The sequence below is a fragment of the Bradyrhizobium sp. CCBAU 51753 genome (assembly GCF_015291565.1).
Classification (GTDB): Bacteria; Pseudomonadota; Alphaproteobacteria; order Rhizobiales; family Xanthobacteraceae; genus Bradyrhizobium; species Bradyrhizobium ivorense.
This window is the reverse complement of the sequence record NZ_CP030037.1, coordinates 7,165,558-7,179,845: the sequence shown is the minus strand read 5'-3', so window position 1 is coordinate 7,179,845 and position 14,288 is coordinate 7,165,558. Positions and strand designations below refer to the sequence as shown.

Below are 14,288 nucleotides of genomic sequence, written 5' to 3'. Positions count from 1 at the left end.
CTTGTTGGTGTTTTTCCGGTGGCTGGAATATCGCGTGCGATGTTCCCGATCGAGGGGCCATTTGACCCATGTTGCCGGGCTGATGCAACGGCGCTCTTGGGGGGCCGTCATTGCGAGCCAACGGGTCGCGCGAACGCGCGCCCGATGACAGGCTCCGCGAAGCAATCCATGCCTCGGCGCGGGGATGGATGGATTGCTTCGTCGCTTCGCTCCTCGCAATGACACGGGAAGGATTGCCGCACATGCTCAACCCGTCATCCTGAGGTGCGAGCCTTGCAGCGCAATTGCGCTGCTGGGCGAGCCTCGAAGGATGCACGGCCCGGCTGGTGGCCGTCGATCCTTCGAGGCTCGCAAGAGCTCGCGCCTCAGGATGACGGGGCTGATAGGTCGCTACAAGCTACTCCACGCCCGACATCAGAGCGGCGTTGCCGCCGGCGGCGGCGGTGTTGATCGTCACGGTCTGCTCGGTGGCAAAGCGCGCGAGGTAATGCGGGCCGCCGGCCTTGGGGCCGGTGCCTGAGAGCCCGCTGCCGCCGAACGGCTGCACGCCGACGACCGCGCCGATCATGTTGCGGTTGACGTAGATGTTGCCGACCTGGAGGCGATCGATCACGTCTTCCACCGTGTCCTCGATGCGCGAGTGGATGCCGAGCGTCAGCCCGAAGCCGGTCGCCTCGATTGCGGCCAGCACCTCACTGAGCCTTTCGGCGCGGTAGCGCACGACGTGCAGGATCGGGCCGAACACCTCTTCCGTCAGCTGGCCGGCCGCCGACAGTTCGAAAATATGCGGCGCGACGAAATTGCCGGCCGGCGCGTCGCCGGCGAGATGCACGCGCGCCTCACGCTTCATCCGCGCGATATGCGCGTCCAGCCGCTGCTTCGCCTCGGCGTCGATCACCGGTCCGATATGCGTCGACGGCTCGGCGGGATCGCCGATCTTCAACTCGCGCGCGGCGCCGGCGATCATCTCGATCATGCGGTCGGCGACGTCGTCCTGCACGAACAATAGCCGCAGCGCCGAGCAGCGCTGGCCGGCGGAGCGGAAGGCGGATGTCACGACGTCGTCGGCGACCTGCTCGGGCAGCGCGGTGGCGTCGACGAGCATGGCGTTGATGCCGCCGGTCTCGGCGATCAGCGGCACGATCGGACCGTCCTTGGCGGCGAGCGTCCGGTTGATCGATCGCGCGACGTCGGTCGAGCCGGTGAAGACCACGCCGGCAATCCCTGGATGCGCGACCAGCGCCGCGCCGATTGTGCCATCGCCCTGCACCAGATGCAGGGCGGAAGCCGGCACGCCCGCTTCATGCAGCAGCGCGACGGCCTCGGCGGCGATGCGCGGGGTCTGCTCGGCCGGCTTCGCCAGCACCGCATTGCCCGCCATCAGCGCCGCCGTCACCTGGCCGAGGAAGATCGCCAGCGGAAAATTCCACGGCGAGATCGCGACGAAGGCACCGCGGCCGCGCAGCGCCAGCACATTGCTTTCGCCGGTCGGACCCGGCATCGTATCGGCCTCGCCGAACAGTTTTCGCCCCTGCGCGGCATAGTAGCGGCAGAAGTCGGTTGCCTCGCGCACTTCCGAGAGCGCGTCGTCGAGCGTCTTGCCGCCCTCGCTCTGCAGCAGCGCAATGAAATGCGCGCGGCGCTGTTCCAGCAAGTTCGCAGCCTTGTTCAGAATCGCGGCACGCCGTCCGGCCGGCATGTCATTCCACGCCTTGAAGCCGCGGCCCGCAGCGGCAACGGCTGCGCTCGCCTGCTCGGCTGTCGAGATATCGACAGCGCGAGGCGCAGCCTTGCGCTCGGCCGCAATCGCCGATGTCAGCCGGTCGAGCGCAGCCCGCTCGCCGAATTCGATGCCGTGCGAATTCTCGCGCTGCGGGCGATACAGATCGGCCGGCAGCGGGATCGTGGGGTGAGACGCCTTGCTATCGGCGCCGATGATCTCGGCCGGGCGGCGCAACAGATCCGCGATATGCACGCGATTGTCTGCGGCGAGCGCGACGAAGGAGGAATTGGCGCCGTTCTCGAGCAGCCGCCGCACCAGATAGGCGAGCAGGTCGCGGTGGCTGCCGACCGGCGCATAGGTGCGGTGGGCGATCTCCGGACGATCCTTGCCGAGCTGCTCGTAGAGCGCTTCGCCCATGCCGTGCAGCCGCTGGAATTCGAAGCTTGCGGGATCGTCGGCGAGTTCGAGGATGGTCGCGACCGTCAGCGCGTTGTGGGTCGCGAATTGCGGAAACAGAAGCGGCCGCAAGCCCAGCAGTTGTCGCGCGCAGGCGACGTAGTTGAGGTCGGTCATCGCCTTGCGGGTGAACACCGGATAGCCGTCGAGCCCGCGCTCCTGCGCGCGCTTGATCTCGGTGTCCCAATAGGCGCCCTTGACGAGGCGCACCATCATCCTGCGGTCGAGGCCGCGCGCCAGCGCGGCGACGTAGTCGATCACCTCGCTGGCGCGCTTCTGATAGGCCTGAATCGCGAGGCCGAAACCGTTCCAGCCGGCGAGCGATGGATCGGCGAACGCCGCGGCAAGCACGTCGAGGGACAGCTCCAGCCGGTCGGCCTCCTCGGCATCGACGGTAAAGTTCAGGTCGAACGCCTTGGCGCGGCGCGCCAGATCGACCAGGCGCGGCACCAGTTCGCTCATCACTCGCGCGTGGCTCACCGCCTCGAAGCGCGGATGCAGCGCCGAGAGCTTTACCGAAATGCCGGGCCGGTCGGGCAGGGGGTTTTCGCCGGCCGCCCTACCGATTGCCTCGATCGCGCGGGCGTAGGATTCGAAATAGCGCTCGGCGTCGGCGGCGGTGCGCGCGCCCTCGCCAAGCATGTCGAATGAATAGCGCGAGCCGCTCGCGGCATGCGACTGCGCGCGCGCCAACGCCGCCTCGATGGTCTCGCCGAGCACGAAATGGCTGCCCATCAGCCGCATCGCCTGCCGCGTCGCGGCGCGCACCGCCGGCGCGCCGAGCCGCTTTGTCAAACGTCCGATCGTGCCCTGCGGCGTCTCGCCGGGCTGGATCACCCGCGCCGACATGCCGAGCGCCCACGCCGAGGCATTGACCAGGAATGCGCTCGACCTGGTTTCGTGATGGACGAAGTCGCCCTGGCCGAGCTTGTCCTCGATGAACTGGTCGGCGGTGCGGGCATCAGGCACGCGCAGCAGTGCCTCCGCCAGCACCATCAGCGCCAGCCCCTCCTTGGTCGACAGCGCGAACTCGCGCAGCATGTCCTCAACCCCGCCGAGCGGATCGTCATTGGCCCTGATCGCCTCGATCAGCCGCGTCGCGCTGCGATCGATCCGCGCCTCGCGGTCCGCGCCGAAACGCGCGTCCTGCAGCAGGCGAGCGGCGATGGCGGCGTCATCAGGCGCGTAAGGCGCGCTGAACGGCGGCGGGGCGGGGGAGGGGTCTGGCATGGCGGTTCCTTCGGTTACAGGGAACACCTACGCGCTCACGAACCGTAGTTCGATAGACAAATTAGCAGATTTGCCTTAGAAAATAAGGATAATATTGGGTCGCGCCAGATATATGACAGAGATTGACAAGATCGACCGCAAAATCCTCTCGATCCTGCAAGGGGATGGAAGGATCGCCAATGTGGAACTGGCCGAGCGGATCGGGCTGTCGCCGACCTCGGTCGGCGAGCGGCTGAAGCGGCTGCAGCGCGACGGCTTTGTCGAGGGCTATGGCGCCCGGCTCAATCCGCACCGGCTTGGGCTGGGCTTGCTGGTGTTCGTCGAGGTGCTGCTCGACAAGACCACGCCCGACGTGTTCGAAAAATTTGCCAGGGCGGTGCAGACCGCGCCGGAAGTGCTGGAGTGCCACATGGTGGCCGGCGGCTTCGACTATCTGGTCAAGGCGCGGGTCGCCAACATGACCGCCTATCGCCGCTTCCTCGGCGAGACCCTGCTGGCGCTGCCGGGCGTGCGCGAGACCCGAACCTACGCCGTGATGGAGGAAGTCAAGCGCGACGCGCCGCTGCCGGTCGGCTGATGTGATCCACAGCCATGCGCCGCGTGTATTGGCTTCGCGCCGCACCCGCGCTAATCCTCTCCGCAGTTGGGGCAATCATCATGAGCGACGCCAATCGACCGATACCAGCGATGCGGGCCGGCTTTGCCGGCGTGCTGGTGGCTGCCACGCTGGCATTGCTGTCGGTGGCGCCATCGCGCGCCAGCGAGCTCAGCTCGGGGGTGGCGCAGTTGTATACCTCGGTCTCGATCTATCCGCCGTCGGCGACGTCGATGACGGTCTGCTACGGCTTCGTCTGCCGGCGCCGCGAGACGCTGGATTTTTCCGCCGCCGACCGCGCCGCGCTGACCAAGATCATGGCCGCGGGCCGCGCCAACGCCGCCGCCGAGCGCGCGGCGATGCAGAAGGCGGTGATCTGGTTCGACCGCCGCATGGCTCCGATCCTCGGCACCGACAAGCGCGTCGCCAAGGCCGACTTCCGCGCCAACGACGACAAGCACAATTACGATTGCTGGGACACCACCCGCAACACGACCAGCCTGATGCTGGTGCTGCGCGCATGGAACCTGTTCAAGTTTCACGACGTCGGGGATCCGCATTATCGCGGCTTCTCGCTTGGCCAGACGCCGCACAACACCGCCGTGCTGGTCGAGCGCGCCACCAAGGTGGAATGGGCGGTCGATCTCTGGCCGCGCGGCTATTTGCAGCCGCCCGACGTGATGACCGTCACGCAATGGGTGACGGAAGATTGAACGGCTGAATTTCGCCGCCGCGCGACCCGTGGCGTTCGTCCGGCGTTGACGGTAGGGATAGCGGCGAGCGATCGGTCAATGCCGGGGCCACGACATGCGTTTACGCCCGACCTGCAGTGATGCCGCGATGCGCGGCGTGTGTTCCCATCTGTTGCTCGCAGCCGTGCTGCTGCTGGGTACGGCGTCCGGAGCCCGGGCGGACGATCTCGCAGATTGCAACGGGCCGGTAGCGGACAAGGTCGAGGCGGCCTGCTCGGCGATCATCGGCGACACCGCGCGCCCCGTCGAGGAGCGCACCAAGGCGCTGTCGAGCCGCGCGCGCTTCCATATCGGCCGCGGCAACACCGATCAGGCCTTGAGCGATACCGAGGCCGCGCTGCAGCTCAACCCGCAATTCGTGCAGGCGCTGATCGAGCGCGGCTATCTGCGGCAGCGCAAGGGCAGCCCCGATCAGGCCCGCGCCGATTTCGATCGCGCCATCGAGCTCGAGCCGAAGTCTCCGTTCGGCTACCTCGCGCGCGGCAATCTGCGCGCCGACCAGCGCGCCTGGAGCGATGCGATCGCCGACTACGACCAGGCGATCAACTTGCGGCAGGATCTGCCGGCGGCGCGCGTCGGCCGCGCACGGGCCTATGTCGAGACCGGAAAGCCCGATGAAGCGCTGGCCGACGTCAACGTCGCGCTCGCCGTCAACCCGAATACGCCGAACGCGTTCTACTGGCGCGGCCAGGCCTATCGCCGTAAGGGCGACGTCGATCACGCGATCGAAGATTTTTCGCGCGCGATCGCCCGGGCGCCGCAGACCGAGCGCAACGCCTATTTCAACCGCGCCCAGCTCTACAGCGCCAAGGGCGATTATGCGCGCGCCATCGCCGATTTCGACAAGCTGCTGAGCTTCCTGCCCGACAACAAGGAGATCCAGCAGCAGCGCCAGCAGGCGGTGGCGATGCAGGCCGAACTGGCCAAGGCCGGCACTGCCGCGCCGCCGCCGGCAGCATCCGCACCCGCAGCGCCCGGCGCGCCGGCGGCGCGGCCATCGCGGCCGGCCGCAGCTTCCGCGAACCAGCAGATCGAGCAGGCGAAGCAGCTCATCGCGCAGCACAACTATGCGGCCGCCGTGACCACGCTCAGTCAGGTGCTGTCAGGCGATCCTCGCAACGAAGCGGCGCTGCGGCTGCGCGGCATGGCTTATTCTGTACTCGGCCGCCCCGCCGACGCGCGCAACGATCTCAACGAACTGGTCAAGCTCAGGCCGAACGACGCGCAGCTGTTGGCGCACCGCGCGATCCACGTGGCGGGCATGCGGCTGTTCGACGATGCGATGGCCGATGCGGACCGCGCGCTCGCGCTCGACCCGAACAATGCGCTGGCCTATATCGGCCGCGGCATGGCCAAGGCCGGCGCCGGCAAGGCGCAGGACGCGCTGGCCGACTACGATCGTTCGATCGCGCTCAATGCCAAGGACACGCTGGCCTTCACCGAGCGCGGACTGGCCTATGTCAGCCTGAACCAGATCGACAAGGCGCTGCTCGATTTCGACCAGGCGCTGGCGCTTGCACCGACCAATCTGCTCGCGAAGTCGTGGCGCGGGCTGGAGCTGCTGCTCAAGGGCCGTACCGACGAGGGCATGGCCGATATCAACGCCGTGCTGGAGCGTAACCCCGGCAATCCAACGGCGCAGCTTGGCCACGCGCTGGCAATGTTGACCTCGGCGCAATACGACCGCGCCGTCGCCGCGTTCGACCAGATCGTCGCCAAGGCGCCCAACGATCCGTTCGCGCATGTGCTGCGCGCGCGGGCCTATCTCGGGCTGAAGAAGACCGATGAGGCGATGAAGGACCTCAATCTCGTGCTCGACGCGCGGCCGGATTATCTGGCGGCGCTGACCTTGCGCGGCATCGCCTGGTCGGCGCAGCGCAATTACGACAAGGCGGTCGCGGATCTCGACCGCGCGATCGCGCAGAAGGAGTCGGTGGAGGCGGTGTTCGCCCGCGCCAAGGCCCATGAGGCGCTCAACCACACCGACAAGGCGGCCGAGGATTTCCGCAAGGCGACGCAGCTAGAGCCGGCCAGCGTGTTCGACGTGATGGCGCAGGCGGAGTCACGCCGCAAGCTGCAGGAATATTCGAAGAAGCTGCCGTGCGGCTCCGGCCAGAGCGGCACCTGTCTGTGACGCGCAACGCAGCAGCAAGGCGGCGCGGCTCGGGCGGCTTCGCGCAATGCTGCGCACCGGCACGCCGGCGAGGGCGGCTACAATGAAATCCGGCGTCGTGGCGCGCGGGCGTGGTGCCCGCCCCGCCGAACGTCGCGTTGTCTGGGTTGTTGGCTCGGCCTCACTCCCGAATGGCGTCCGAGAGTGCGCCGTTTGGTCTGGCGCGGCCGCGCTAGACCTTCAGGTTCTCAGCCGATGTCTTGCCGCGATTTGCAATTTCTTCGTACTCGACCGACTGACCTTCGTTGAGCGTCTGAAGACCAGCCTTTTGAACTGCAGAAATATGCACGAAAATGTCCTTGCCGCCCGATGAGGGCTGGATGAATCCGTAACCCTTGGTCGGATTGAACCACTTCACGGTACCTTTGGGCATTCCAGTCGTCTCCGCGGAATCAAAACGAAACAGACCCGCCGGTCCCCGCACAACCGGCGCGTCCGCGCCGCACAGGATAGCAGTTTGAAATAGACTGGATAGATCAAACGACGGTGTGATTTTGCCCGGAACCCCCTGCTTTCGGGCGGTTTGGCGCCGCACTGCCTGTTTCGTGGTCAATTGATGCGCTGCAAAAGCGGACGGCTTCGCGCCGGCCGGCGCCCGGATGCGGCGCGCCCTCGGCTCTTTTCGGTGTCCAACTCAGGCACGCCCGGCGGTGATCGGCGCCGCGTCGCGCGGCCGGAATCGATCCTGCGAAAAGCCGCGCGCGCGACTGCGCGCGGCGGCGATGCGCCAGATCGAGAAAAATTCTCGAAGAATCATCGGAACATGCACGAAACAATTTCGCGGCATGTGTAGGCACGCAACGTCGCCGAATTCGTTGCTGATCAAATCTGGATGTTCCTGCGAACGGGTAGTTTGTTTCTGTGTTTCTCGTCACACTGCGAGATCAAAAAGGTGGGTGCCTCGCGGCGAGGTTCCTGCTCGGACACGACAGGGAACAATGTCCATCGTCAGCAGGATCACGGGGAGCGGCGCAACGGCGCGACGTCCGCGCCGCCGTGGCGTGATTCGTGGCTGGCCAGCGGCGGTTGCTGTCGGCCGGCCAACAACAAGCTGCGGCGGCTGCGCTCGTTCGCGGCGTCAACTGAAGACACATGCAAGACGCACATCAAGAAGACTATCAAGAAGCGGATCACGTCCTGGCACCTCCCGCCGAATATTTGCAACATGCGCCCCTGCCGCGCGAGCCGCGCGACATCAGGGACAGGACCCCGGCGCGGCCGCGGTTCTTCTCGACCCGGCCCTATGAGCCGTCAGAGCAGTTCGACGTCTGGAAGACGCGCATCAGCCGGCTGGTCGAGGTCGGCCCGCCCGAGGACCACGATGTCGCGCAAGGCTTTGCGGTGGAGTACATGACCTGCAACATGGCCGACATCGTGCTGACGTCGGGGTATTTCGCCGCGCAGACCTTTGCGCGGGTGCCGCGCGCCGCGCCGATCGATTATTGGTGGCTTTATCTCGGACGGTCCGGTGAAGCCTGGTTCGAGAGCAGCGACCGCCACCTTCACGCCGGGCCGGGCGCGATGTTCCTGGTCTCGCTGGACAAGGAGTTCCGCGGCCGCATCACCGGCTACGACGGCCAGATCTTCGCTCTGCCGCGCAGCGCGTTCACGGCCGTGGCGGATGAGCTCGACAACGTCCACACCACCATCCTCTCCGGCGGTCTGATCGAGCTGTTGGCCGATCATCTGCGCAATCTGGAAGCGCGGGTGCACGAGATGGAGGCGGATGAGTTCCGCCATGCCGGCCGGGCCACCGCGGCGATGATCGCCGCCTGCATCCAGCCGACCGCGACCAGGCTGGAGCGGGCACAGGGCGCGATCGATTCCGTGCTGTTCGAGCGCGCACGCCTGCACATCGAGAATCACCTCGGCGAATTCGACCTCACCCCGGAACGGGTGGCGCAGGGGCTGCGGATCTCGCGCTCGAATCTCTACCGCGCCTTCGAGAGCGTCGGCGGCGTCGCGCGCTTCATCCAACGCAAGCGCCTGCAGGCGGCCTATGCCGATCTGATCGCGACCGGCAACGCCCAGGTGCAGGAGATCGCCTATCGCCACGGCTTCCGCCTCGCGTCGGATTTCACCCGCGCGTTCCGCCGCGAGTTCGGCATCAGCCCGCGCGAGGCGCGCGAGCGCGCCCGCCTCTGATTCGGGTTTCGGTTGCATCGCGCGGTGGAACCGCAGGTGCACACCGCAAATCGTTCAACTTGTGAGACGCTGTGCCAGCTATTTGGACGGGGTGCTGGGTGACGGCGGCAAATTCGTGGCTATGATTCATCAATATCATGACTCGGGTGTTGTGATGGGGATCGGCAACGGGTGCGTGTTCTTTGATCGTGCCCGTCTCTTTCAATCGTATCGTTGGATGAAGGTGGAAAGTGCCGGCGTGTTGCGCCGCTGCTGTCGCTTGTTCCTGTCTGCGCCTAGCCCGGCTGTGGGGTCGTACAGCCGGCGGCACAATGCTCCGGGGGCATAGGGGCAGACAGTCAGGGGGCGCAAATGCCAACCACGCAGGTTTCAACTCCATCGTCGATCTCGGGACGTCGGGCGGGCTTTGTCCGCAACTGGGTTGAAGATGCCAGTGCGGGTCCACGCGCGCTGCGCCGCCGGCTGATGGCGGTGCTGCGTTCGGCCCACCGTGTCCTTGGCATGAACCGACACCGATTGGGCCTCGGGACGTTGGGAATTGGCGGAACGACCGTTGCGACGACGCTTGGCGCGTTCGCCGTTGTCATAGTCGCCGCCTCGCCCGCAAGCGCTGGAAGTGTGCAGCTTGGCGGTGGAAGTGCGACCGGCACCGATTCCGTAGCGATCGACACCGGATCGGTGGCGAGCGGGCTGCGCGCTATCGCGATTGGTAGTGGAGCATCGGCAGCCGGATTAGATGCCGTTGCCCAAGGCACGGGCACCAGCGCAGCCGCTCAGAACGCCGTCGCGATCGGCTTCCAGTCGATCGCTTCACAGCTCAACTCCGTCTATCTTGGCTCGCGCACGGCTCCGGGAACCGGTGCCCTTGCCACCAGCGCCATCGGCATCGGCACGGATGTGACGGCATCCCAGGTCGACGCCATTGCGCTTGGACGTCAATCCATTTCGTCGGCACAATACGCTGTGGCTCTCGGCCTGAACGCGCAGGCATCGGGCACTGGCGGCGCGATGGCGCTGGGCCAGGGCACGATCTCGAGCGGAACTAATTCGGTCGCGCTCGGCGTTCAATCCAACGCTACCAATGCGGGCGCCAGCGCCCTCGGCACCTTCGCCGTTGCCTCCGGAGCGAACTCTACCGCGCTCGGCGTCAGCTCCTTATCCAGCGGCAACTTTGCGATGTCCGGCGGCTGGGCGTCGGTTGCAAGCGGGGTGCGGGCCGTGACGTATGGCGCGCAGTCGCAGGCAGCCGGGGACTTTTCGGTTGCGCTGGGTACCAATGCCGTCACCAACGGGACAAGCGCGGTTGCGATCGGACAGGGCGCAGGGATCGGCTCGACGGCCGGAAGCTCCGGTTCGGTCTCGGTCGGCATTGGAGCCGGCCAGTCCGTCGGCGGCGTCCAGAACGTCGGCGTCGGCGGCGGCGTCAACACCACGATGCGCGGCGCGGGGTCGGGTGTCACCGGCGCACGCAACGTCGCCATGGGAACCGGCGATGGTACCATTGCCTATGACGGCACGACGTCGGCCGCCGCGGGCAGCCTCGTCACGGGCAACGACAACATCGCGCTCGGCACCAATGCCGGCATTGGCGTTGCCAGCAATGCAACGACCTCGATCGGCTTGAACGCGAACGCGTCGGCAACCAATTCCATAGCCATCGGCACCAGCTCGGTAGCCAATTCGGCCAATGCGGTTGCGATCGGCACCAACACCTTGGCGACCGGCGGCCAGGCGGTCGCGGTCGGCGCCGGCAACGTCGCCAGCGGCAACGGCGCGGTCGCGATCGGCGATCCCAACACCGCGACTGGCAATGGCGCAATCGCGAGCGGCCTCAACAACACCGGCACCGGCGACGGCACGGTTGCGATGGGCAACACCAACATGGTGGGCGGCGGCGGCCAGGCCGTCGGCACGCCCGGCACCCAGGCGCAAGGCGCGGTCGGCATCGGCTTCCAGAACACCGTCACCGGCCAGGGCGCCGTCGGCATCGGCGACCGCAATATCGCCAGCGGCGTCAGCGCCATCGCCATGGGCAGTCAGGCCAACGCTTCGGCCGCCAATGCCATCGCGCTCGGTGGCGGCGCAACCGCGACCAATGCGGGCGCCGTTGCGCTCGGCAACGGCAGCGTCACCGCTGCGGCGGTCGGCACGTCGAATACGGTGATCAACGGCACGACGTATACATTCGCCGGCACCGCGCCGACCTCGACCGTCAGCGTCGGCGCTGTTGGCGTCGAGCGCACCGTCACCAATGTCGCGGCGGGACGGCTCAGCAACTCGTCGACCGATGCGATCAACGGCTCGCAGCTGTTTGCCACCAACCAGGCGGTCGACGGCCTCGCCACCACCGTCAACAACATCACCACCGGCGGCGGCATCAAGTATTTCCACGCCAATTCGGCGCTGGCCGATTCGAATGCCGTGGGCACGGACTCGGTAGCGATCGGTCCGGTCTCGACCGCAACGGGGACCAATGCGGTGTCGGTCGGCAACGGCGCCACCGCGACCAATGCCAACGATGTCGCGCTTGGCGCCGGCAGTCAGACCGCCGCGGCGGTCGGCACGCCCGGCATGACCATTGGCGGCACGGCCTACAGTTTCGCCGGCACGACCCCGACATCGACGGTCAGCGTCGGCGCGGTTGGCGCGGAGCGCACCGTCACCAACGTTGCCGCGGGGCAGGTCTCCCTGACCTCGACCGACGCCGTCAACGGCTCGCAGCTGTTCGCGGCCACCACGGCGATCGACAGCCTCACGACCACCGTCACGAACGGCCTCAGGCACTATTACAGCGTCAATGACGGCGGTACGCCGGCTGCGAACTACGCCAATGACGGGGCGACCGGCGCCAACGCGATGGCCGCCGGCATCGGTGCCTCGGCGACATCGGCGGGATCGACGGCGGTGGGCTTCAACAGCCGGGTCACGGTGGCCGACGGCGTCGCGATCGGCTCGGGTTCGGTATCCGACCGCGCCGTCGCACCGGCCTCCGGCACCATCGGCGGCACCGTCATCCCCTTCAACACCACGGACAAGACGCTGCTCGGCGCGGTGTCGGTCGGCGACTCCACGAACTATCGCCAGATCACCAACGTGGCCGACGGCACGCAGTCGAGCGATGCCGTCACCGTGCGGCAGCTCACCGGCGCGCTGGCGTCGTTCGCGGTCACGCCGATCCAGTATTTCCATGCCAATTCGACGCTGGCGGATTCACTGGCGGTCGGTAACAACTCGGTCGCGGTCGGACCGCAGACCGTGGTCAACGGCGACAACGGCATCGGCATGGGCTTTGGCGCGATCGTGCAGCAGACCGCGCCGGGCGGCATCGCGATCGGCCAGAATTCGCTGGTCAGCTTTGCCGATTCGATTGCGTTCGGCACCAATGCGCAGGCCAACGGCATCCAGTCGGTGTCGATCGGTGCCGGTTCGGTCACCTCCAATCCCACCAGCGTCGCGCTCGGCCCCAACGCCAAGGCGACCGCGCAGGCCGGCGACGTGGCGCTCGGCGCCAACTCGACCACCTCGGCGGTGGTGGCGACATCGAGCACCTCGATCGGCGGCACCACCTACAATTTCGCCGGCACCACCCCGACCTCGACCGTCAGCATCGGCAGCGCGGGTGCCGAGCGCACCCTCACCAATCTGGCCGCGGGGCAGATCAGCGCCACCTCGACCGACGCGATCAACGGCTCGCAGCTCTGGGCCACCAACACCTCGCTCGACAGTCTCTACACGACGGTCAACAACATCACGAGCGGCGGCGGCGGCATCAAATACTTCCACGCCAACTCGACCGCGGCGGATTCCGCCGCGACCGGCGCGGAGAGCGTGGCGGTCGGGCCGCAGGCGGTGGCGAGCGGTGCCAACGCGGTCGCGATGGGCAACGGCTCCGCCGCGTCGGCCGACAATTCGGTTGCGATCGGTGCCGGCGCCCGGGCGACGGCGGCCAACTCGCTGGCGCTCGGCGCCAACGCCACCACCACGGCGAACCTCAGCGATGCCGCCTATACGCCTGTTGTCGGCAAGGCGGTCGCAGGTGTTGCCACGGGCGAAGTGTCGGTCGGCTCGTCCGGAGCCGAGCGCCGCGTCACCAACGTGGCGGCGGGCTCGGCTGCGACCGACGCGGTCAATGTCAGCCAGCTCCAGGCGCTCGCCAACTCGACGATCCACTACGACGGCGACGGCGCCGGCGGCACCACCAACAGGCTGACGCTGAACAGCGGCAACGGTGCGCCCGTGACCGTCAGCAACGTGGCGGCGGGCATCGCCGGCACCGATGCGGTCAACGTCAACCAGCTCAACAGCGCGTTCCAGCAGCTCAACGGCCAGATCGGCGAGGTGCGGCAGGATGCCTGGCGGGCTGCGGCGATCGGCATGGCCGCGGCCTCGCTGCGCTATGACGACCGGCCCGGCAAGGTCAGCGCCTCGGCCGGCGGCGGTGTCTGGCGCAGCCAGGGCGCGCTGGCCTTCGGTCTCGGCTACACCAGCGAGAACGGCCGTCTGCGCAGCAACGCGGCGGCGACCACCGCCGGCGGCGACTGGGGCGTCAGCGCCGGCCTTAGTCTGACGCTCAATTGATCCGGTGTTCGGCGAGACGGCTGGCATGGCTGGCTTTGACGATCTGGAGCTGTGCGGCGGCAAGTGTCGCCGCGCAGCCCGCACCATCAGGCTATGCCGTCAAACCGTCCGACGTGGTGATCCCCGAGGGCGAGACGCTCGGCGACTACCGGCGGATGATCCAGCCGTTCCGGAACTGGACGCTGATCTGCGACGAAAGCCTGAAGTCGAAGCGCCGGGTCTGCAATGTCACGCAATCGATCGTCAACGCGCAGGGCGTGTTGGCCTTCAACTGGTCGCTGGTGGCGACCGCCGACGGCAAGCCGCTGATGGTGATGCGCGTGCCCGCCGCTGTCGGCACCGGCCAGCCGATCGAGCTCGCGATGGGCGACAAGCCGGACCGCATCATCGCGCAGACGGATCGTTGCGATGCCGCCGGATGCTTCGCGACGATTGCGATCGGCGACATGCTGCGGCGGCACATCCGCGCCGCGACGCCATGCCGGGTCAGCTATCCGCTGCCGCAAGGGCAGCCCGTGGTGCTGGAGGCGCCGCTGGAGGGATTGTCGGTCGTGCTGTCGAAGCTGAAATGACGGCGATGCAGGTACGGCCTCTCCACGTCATTGCGAGCGAAGCGAAGCAATCCATCGGTCAGCA

9 protein-coding genes are annotated in these 14,288 nt (G+C 67.3%); 6 read left to right on the top strand and 3 right to left on the bottom strand.

Annotated features, from left to right (window positions below; genetic code table 11):
* Positions 1 to 397: 397 nt before the first annotated feature.
* Positions 398 to 3,409: a bifunctional proline dehydrogenase/L-glutamate gamma-semialdehyde dehydrogenase PutA gene (gene putA / locus XH93_RS32840; RefSeq protein ID WP_194470633.1), complete on the bottom strand. Its 3,012-nt coding sequence runs from the start codon at positions 3,407 to 3,409 to the stop codon at positions 398 to 400.
* 112 nt (positions 3,410 to 3,521) lie between these two features.
* Here putA and XH93_RS32835 point away from each other — a divergent pair, with 112 nt between their 5' ends.
* From XH93_RS32835 to XH93_RS32825, 3 genes are all read left to right on the top strand, one after another.
* Positions 3,522 to 3,986, top strand: a complete 465-nt coding sequence (locus tag XH93_RS32835) for an Lrp/AsnC ligand binding domain-containing protein (protein ID WP_139485763.1) — start codon at positions 3,522 to 3,524, stop codon at positions 3,984 to 3,986.
* A gap of 80 nt (positions 3,987 to 4,066) precedes the next feature.
* Positions 4,067 to 4,717, top strand: coding sequence for a hypothetical protein (locus XH93_RS32830; protein ID WP_371814836.1), 651 nt, complete (start codon positions 4,067 to 4,069; stop codon positions 4,715 to 4,717).
* A 94-nt stretch (positions 4,718 to 4,811) separates the two neighbouring features.
* Positions 4,812 to 6,890 (top strand): tetratricopeptide repeat protein, encoded by a 2,079-nt coding sequence (locus tag XH93_RS32825; RefSeq protein ID WP_194470632.1) that lies wholly within the window; start codon positions 4,812 to 4,814, stop codon positions 6,888 to 6,890.
* A gap of 211 nt (positions 6,891 to 7,101) precedes the next feature.
* Here XH93_RS32825 and XH93_RS32820 read toward each other — a convergent pair whose 3' ends face one another.
* Complete coding sequence (locus tag XH93_RS32820) at positions 7,102 to 7,302, bottom strand: cold-shock protein (protein ID WP_139485765.1); 201 nt, start codon at positions 7,300 to 7,302, stop codon at positions 7,102 to 7,104.
* A 261-nt stretch (positions 7,303 to 7,563) separates the two neighbouring features.
* On the bottom strand, positions 7,564 to 7,755 hold the full coding sequence (locus XH93_RS32815) for a hypothetical protein (RefSeq protein ID WP_194470631.1): 192 nt from the start codon (positions 7,753 to 7,755) through the stop codon (positions 7,564 to 7,566).
* A gap of 266 nt (positions 7,756 to 8,021) precedes the next feature.
* Between XH93_RS32815 and XH93_RS32810 the strand changes: the two genes are divergently transcribed.
* The 3 genes from XH93_RS32810 (at position 8,022) to XH93_RS32800 (ending at position 14,224) form a co-directional block, all read left to right on the top strand.
* Entirely contained in the window at positions 8,022 to 9,074 is a 1,053-nt protein-coding gene (locus XH93_RS32810; RefSeq protein WP_194470630.1) for a helix-turn-helix domain-containing protein, read from the top strand.
* Positions 9,075 to 9,425: 351 nt separating this feature from the next.
* Positions 9,426 to 13,652, top strand: coding sequence for an S-layer family protein (locus XH93_RS32805; RefSeq protein WP_194470629.1), 4,227 nt, complete (start codon positions 9,426 to 9,428; stop codon positions 13,650 to 13,652).
* 35 nt (positions 13,653 to 13,687) lie between these two features.
* Positions 13,688 to 14,224, top strand: a complete 537-nt coding sequence (locus tag XH93_RS32800; RefSeq protein WP_194470628.1) for an invasion associated locus B family protein — start codon at positions 13,688 to 13,690, stop codon at positions 14,222 to 14,224.
* The last annotated feature ends 64 nt before the right edge of the window (positions 14,225 to 14,288 follow it).

Coding starts and splice junctions, on each gene's coding strand:
- XH93_RS32835 (WP_139485763.1), top strand. CDS start 3,522: ATGACAGAGATTGACAAGATCGACCGCAAAATCCTCTCGATCCTGCAA.
- putA (WP_194470633.1), bottom strand. CDS start 3,409: ATGCCAGACCCCTCCCCCGCCCCGCCGCCGTTCAGCGCGCCTTACGCG.
- XH93_RS32810 (WP_194470630.1), top strand. CDS start 8,022: ATGCAAGACGCACATCAAGAAGACTATCAAGAAGCGGATCACGTCCTG.
- XH93_RS32830 (WP_371814836.1), top strand. CDS start 4,067: ATGAGCGACGCCAATCGACCGATACCAGCGATGCGGGCCGGCTTTGCC.
- XH93_RS32820 (WP_139485765.1), bottom strand. CDS start 7,302: ATGCCCAAAGGTACCGTGAAGTGGTTCAATCCGACCAAGGGTTACGGA.
- XH93_RS32825 (WP_194470632.1), top strand. CDS start 4,812: ATGCGTTTACGCCCGACCTGCAGTGATGCCGCGATGCGCGGCGTGTGT.
- XH93_RS32805 (WP_194470629.1), top strand. CDS start 9,426: ATGCCAACCACGCAGGTTTCAACTCCATCGTCGATCTCGGGACGTCGG.